The organism is Microcoleus sp. B3-D2, assembly GCF_036705345.1.
Classification (GTDB): Bacteria; Cyanobacteriota; Cyanobacteriia; order Cyanobacteriales; family Microcoleaceae; genus Microcoleus.
Genome location: NZ_JAUBUG010000059.1, coordinates 1 through 5,858, shown reverse-complemented (window position 1 = coordinate 5,858; position 5,858 = coordinate 1). Strand labels below are relative to the sequence as shown.

Annotated in this window: 5 protein-coding genes; all 5 read right to left on the bottom strand. The window is 44.9% G+C overall.

Features of this window, described 5'->3' with window-relative positions; genetic code table 11:
- A partial coding sequence (locus QUB14_RS20850) for a tetratricopeptide repeat protein (RefSeq protein WP_333297308.1) occupies window positions 1–1,410 on the bottom strand: 1,410 nt, incomplete at its 3' end.
- A 74-nt stretch (window positions 1,411–1,484) separates the two neighbouring features.
- A complete protein-coding gene (locus tag QUB14_RS20845; RefSeq protein WP_333214833.1) occupies window positions 1,485–1,970 on the bottom strand; it encodes a hypothetical protein in 486 nt (161 codons plus the stop codon).
- A gap of 84 nt (window positions 1,971–2,054) precedes the next feature.
- On the bottom strand, window positions 2,055–2,504 hold the full coding sequence (locus tag QUB14_RS20840) for an EVE domain-containing protein (RefSeq protein WP_333214831.1): 450 nt from the start codon (window positions 2,502–2,504) through the stop codon (window positions 2,055–2,057).
- Window positions 2,501–4,861, bottom strand: a complete 2,361-nt coding sequence (locus QUB14_RS20835) for an FHA domain-containing protein (protein ID WP_333214830.1) — start codon at window positions 4,859–4,861, stop codon at window positions 2,501–2,503. The genes QUB14_RS20840 and QUB14_RS20835 overlap by 4 nt, the downstream gene beginning before the upstream one ends.
- Before the next feature lie 181 nt (window positions 4,862–5,042).
- Window positions 5,043–5,858 (bottom strand): P-loop domain-containing protein (locus QUB14_RS20830; RefSeq protein WP_333297306.1); only part of this gene is annotated, 816 nt, incomplete at its 5' end.

The following is a 5,858-nucleotide window of genomic DNA, read 5'->3' as shown; positions in this document are numbered from 1 at the left end:
ATCTTTAGGATTGAGTTTTAGGGCTTGATTGAAATCGGCAATGGCGCGATCGTATTCCTTTTTATCGTAGTAAGCATTGCCGCGATTGTAGAAGGTTACTGCATCTTTAGGATTGAGTAGAAGGGCTTGATTGAAATCGGCAATGGCGCGATCGTATTCCTTTTTATCGTAGTAAGCCCAGCCGCGATTGTAGAAGGCTTCTGCGTATTTAGGATTGAGTAGAAGGGCTCGATTGAAATCGGCAATGGCGCGATCGTATTCCTTTTTATCGTTGTAAACAATGCCGCGATTGTTGAAGGCGTCTGCATCTTTAGGATTGAGTAGAAGGGCTTGATTGAAATCGTCAATGGCGCGATCGTATTCCTTTTTATAGTAGTAAGCAATGCCGCGATTGTTGAAGGCTTTTGCATCTTTAGGATTGAGTAGAAGGGATTGATTGAAATCGGCAATTGCGCGATCGTATTCCTTTTTATAGTAGTAAGCACTGCCGCGAGTGTTGAAGACTGCTGCTAATTTAGGATTGAGTTTTAGGGCTTGATTGAAATCGGCAATGGCGCGCTCATATTCCCCTTTCTTGCGGTAAGCAATGCCGCGATTGTAGAAGGCGTCTGCATCTTTAGGATTGAGTAGAAAGGCTTGAGTGAAATCGGCAATGGCGCGATCGTATTCCTTTTTATAGTAGTAAGCACTGCCGCGATTGTAGAAGGCTGCTGCACCTTTAGGATTAAGTAGAAGGGCTTGATTGAAATCGGCAATGGCGCGATCGTATTCCTTTTTATAGCCGTAAGCAGTGCCGCGATAGAAGTAGATAGTGGCTGGGTCAAGTGCAGCTTCATTTGGTTTAGCCTCTGAAAGTGCTACCGTTAGTTGCTTAATAGCATTATCCCAATCATCCGCTGCATAAGCAGATACCCCCAATGTCACCAACGTTAAATATTTCAGTTCCTCCGCTAAATTGACTTGTATCTCAAAACTTTCTAGCGCAGCCACCGCCATTGTGCGAATTTCTCCCTGCACTTGCTTACCTACATCGATATAATCCTTTGCTGCAGAAAACATCTCAAAATTCACGCTGACTGCTGCTTTCTGCTGCGTCTTGCCATACCAACCCCAAATCACAATATCCGCATTTTTATTCTTGCCCAATTCCCGCGCTTTATCTTTCCCTTCCTGCTGACTAATCGCTTGTTTGAGGGGCAGAATTTTCACGGTTGGGTAATTTTTAGTTGCCTCCTGCAAGTTCTGTAAAATCCTTTCTGTGACGCGATAATTTTTCGCATCCACCCCATCAAACTCCGCTAACAGAACCGTTACAGTTTTGGTTTTTTGTTCGCAGTGTTGTAGGAGACATAGAGGAGATAACTGAGGTTGTAGAAAATGCAAACCTATACCGCCACCACCTAGACTCAATAACCCGATCGCCCCTGCAACTAGCCAAACCCTTTGTGACTTCCCCCCCGGAATTCGGGTTATTTCGGAGGGCGTTACTTTTTTAGTTTGTCTGCAAAGTTACAAAACGTGGGAAATACCCGCCGCAACAATCCTGCCGTATCCAACTCCATCTCATAGGAAATTAATCCCGGCAACAACGGAATCGCTGCTTTGAGTTTTCCCGCCGCCGGAATTCCCGGCTTACTCAATTCCGCTTTGATTTCCTGTAACACCTTCATCAATTCGGCATTCCTCTGAACCGCAGGTTCAATCTCCAGAATCTCCACTTCCCCCACCAATTGACTCGCAACTATTTCCGCATCCGCTTCGGGAATCGTCAATCCGGCAATTTCCGTCCGCCAGCGCAGCCAATAGTCTCGTTCAACGCTACCGAGTTCTTTTTTGAGTTTATCAATTCCCTGCTGAATCCGTACCTTTTGCGCGTCTTGAGCCAACCGTTTCGCTGTTTCCTGGCAAGCGAGTTGATCGTAATAACCTTTCACTTCAGATTGCAGGTGGGACAGGCGCTCGCTAATCATCGAAAACTCCAAATAATATAATCAGTTTAAATCTCCTATTCTCACTATACGGATCGACATCCGGATCGATTTTCCTCTTTTCTCCTACTTCATCTTCAAAATCTTCTGTGCCGCACTTTCAGATACCGGCATCACCGATAACCGATTGCCTTTCCTCACCAGCAAAATCTCATCAGCACTAAACTTTTGTTTCAGTTCATCCAAAGATATTAACTTAGCAAATTCCTCAACAAACTCAACTCTCACGGTTTGCCAGCGAGGAGCATCTAACGGCGATTTAGCATCATAATATTCGCTATTCATATCGAACTGAGTTGGGTCAGCAATTCCAGTCTCAACGACACGCACTAAGCCGACAATTCCCGGAATTTTAGTATTAGAATGGTAAAAAAATACTAAATCTCCCCGACTCATTTCTCGCATAAAATTGCGAGCTTGATAGTTGCGAACGCCATCCCAAATGGAAGTGCGATCGCCCTTCAAGTCCGCAATACTATAAACATCCGGTTCCGACTTCATCAGCCAATAATTCATAGAATATCTTTCCGCTTCTGCAACCACAGAGTCAACATCAAATAAACGAAAATATGTACGCACAAAATACCCCAATTTAAACTCAAATTCTCCCAGGTTGGATCGTAAACAGGAGTAGGCTCAAACGGCTGAGGAAGCGTACTCCCATCCGGTAATGTAGTAGGCGCCGGAACCATCCCATTCACATTAACTAAAGAGCCGTAAGCACCCACAGACCAGCGGCTTAACATCAGCCAAGAAAACTTGCTCGCCGCACCTTCCATCTTAAACAAAACTCCAGAAAAAATAATTTGAGGCAGCAATAATAGAGGCAAAGCGCTATTAGCTTGAGAGCTATTTTTAACAATCGCAGAAACGACTAATCCGAGACTTATGCAGCTCATCAAAGTTAGGAATGTGGTAATAGTTGCCCCGAGCGCCCAGGAAATCAAACTCGGTTCGGGGGATTTAAAAGCAATCAGAATAACTCCTACCATTAACAGTGTTTGCAATACTGCCAAACCAGAAAGTATAAAAATTTTTGAACCTAAATAAGCAAACAATCCTAAATTGACCAAACGTTCGCGCAGATAAATAGCAGATTCTTTAACAATTTCTTGCAGAGAAGTTGCCAGTCCTACCCAAATGGCCGCACAGGTAAATACAAATAAAACTCTGAGCGCTAAAGGTGCTAAAGTTGCCTCCGGTGCGCCAATTAGTGGGTCTTTATCTCTGACGGCTAGGCGCAGCAGACTAATGCCGATCGGAGCCGTTAAAAGAGCTAAACTTAAGTTAACTAAGTCGCGGGAAATAAGCTGAAAATAGCGCTGGGCAAGCAAAACGAGTTGTTTTACAAAAGATTGAGATTTTGGCACAGAAGGTGCTGAAGGCGTTTTTGTATTAGCATTGCCTGTGCTGAAGTGGTTGACAATATAGCGCTGATAGTAGGGAGATTTATTAAACTTTTCTGCCCAGCTTTGAACGTTGGTTTCTCCTGTTTCTAATTCGTTGTAAATGTCGGCAAAATCGCCAGTTTGGACATCAAAAAAATCGAGGGCTTCCCTAGGCGGGCCGAAGTAACAAAGGCGTCCGCCGCGACCCATAAACACAATCCGATCGCACATCGTGATATTTGCCGTCGCGTGAGTCACCAGAATCACCGTCCGGCCTTGGTTTGCCAACTTTCGCAGCAGTTGCATCATCTTCTTATCCAAACCCGGATCGAGTCCTGAAGTCGGTTCGTCTAAAAAGAAAAGTTTCGGGTCTGCTAACAGTTCAACTCCGATACTGACCCGCTTCCGCTGTCCGCCGCTAAGCTGTTTTACCAAAGCCTTGCGACGGTGAGTCATTTCAATATCTTCTAAAGTTTTTGCGACTACCTGCTTGACATCTGTATCGGGAGGTAAGCGCAATTTAGCTGCATAACTCAAGACTTCTTCTACTGTCAAATCTGCGTGCACAATATCATCTTGAGGCACGTAACCGATTTGATTGCGGTAAATATTGAAGTTTTGGCGCAGGTTGTCGCCGTTGAGAAACACAGCGCCGTTAATAGTTTTTTCGATGCCTAAAAGCGTCCGCATTAAAGTAGATTTGCCAGCGCCGCTACCGCCGACTAAAGCCACAAACTGCCCCGGTTCGATCGCCAAAGTGATGTTATCCAAACGCTTCGGAATCACCAGACTGTCAGCATCCAAACGAATTTGATGGCCGGAGTCTTGCATCTGCAACTCACCGCTGCGGTAAGTTAGAGTAAACGGGCCGATCCGAATTGCATCTCCCTCGGACAACTGTACAGAATTTGTCACTCGCTGACCGTTAATAAAAACCCCGTTAACGCTGTGGTCTCGCAAAATATAATTGCCGCGACTGTCTTGGTCGATTGTGGCGTGGCGTCTAGAAACAAGCGGCGCATCTAATTGCAGCGAAGCGTTTGGATCGCGGCCCAACAAAACCGACCGATTCTTAAGAAGAATTGACTGCTTGCTAGGGACAGCAACCTGATTCGCCAGCGGATTAAAATAACTCAGCAAAACTTGATTTTGAGGATCGAGACCGATTTTAATTTCTGTGCCGTTTTTCAGACAATAACCGTCATTGGGAGTGATGCGAGTGCGATCGACAAATAAGCCATTAGTGCTCGGCCGCTGCCCGTCACCGTCGTAAATCCAGTAATTATCCCCAATTTGGCGCAAAACAGCGTGAACGCCAGAAACTGCCCGCCAAGCTTCGGGAATGGCTAAATCAGCACGAGTGCGATCGCGCCCCAATACGTGCTGCTGCTGTTTTAACTCTAACTGTAAAACCTCGCCTTGATTGCTTAATACTATATAAGGTCGATCGCTTAAAGCAGTCAGTTGTCCTATATTGCCTGTCATACTTCAATCGCGGTTTTTGCACTCACTTTGGTCAGCATATCAAAAAGTGGAAGTCATTAGTCATTAGTCATTAGTCATTAATCATTAGTCATTAGTCATTAGTCATTAGTCATTAGGCATAATAAAACTTTTCTCACTCTCCCACCCGGCCTAAAAAGCAATTTATATGGGTAGAAATTTATCACCTTTTGGCAAAAACCGACAAACTGCGAAGCCGATTAATTGCCGCAGCCAATTCAAACCGTCGAAACATGGCAAAATCCCCTTCAGGAAAAGGCGATAAAATATCCATCCCCTGCGCGTCAATATCTGCCATCACCAAATCTATGATTTCCGACAAAGTGCGTTTTCCGTCCATGTATTGCTGCTTAGCATAAACCATTGCCGCAGCGATCGCCCTTAACTGTCCGCTGTCCACAATTTGCTCAACAGCACCCAAATCAATCTCCTCAGTTCCAAAAGCCAATTCATCAACATCCCGCACCTTCACCCGCACATCTCGCCGTCCCCGACTGGGATCTAAACTAGCAGGAATCGGCACTCTTTGAGTAATCTTACCAAAAGTTTCTCCCCCTTCTGCAGCACGGCTAATAGAGTAATTTTTAGCAATTTCTTTAGCTTTTTCCGTCACATTATATGCTTGAAAGTTATCCATTGAAATCACAGTATCCGCCACATCAAAATAATCGCCGCTTCCCCCCATGACTAAAATAGTCGATACGCCGCAATCTGCGTACAACTGTTTAACTTTATCAATAAACGGCGTAATCGGTTCCTTATCCTTCGCGATGAGTTCCTGCATTCGGCGATCGCGAATCATAAAATTCGTCGCCGCCGTATCCTCATCAACTAATAAAACAGGCACTAAATCCCCTTCTGAAATAGCGACTAATTGCGTCTCTAAAACAAAATACTGAGCTTCTTCCTTCTTCCCTCTTCCTTCTTCCTTCTTCCCTCTTCCTTCTTCCTTCTTCCCTCTTCCTTCTTCCTTCTTCCC

Coding starts and splice junctions, on each gene's coding strand:
- QUB14_RS20835 (WP_333214830.1), bottom strand. CDS start 4,861: ATGACAGGCAATATAGGACAACTGACTGCTTTAAGCGATCGACCTTAT.
- QUB14_RS20840 (WP_333214831.1), bottom strand. CDS start 2,504: ATGAATTATTGGCTGATGAAGTCGGAACCGGATGTTTATAGTATTGCG.
- QUB14_RS20845 (WP_333214833.1), bottom strand. CDS start 1,970: ATGATTAGCGAGCGCCTGTCCCACCTGCAATCTGAAGTGAAAGGTTAT.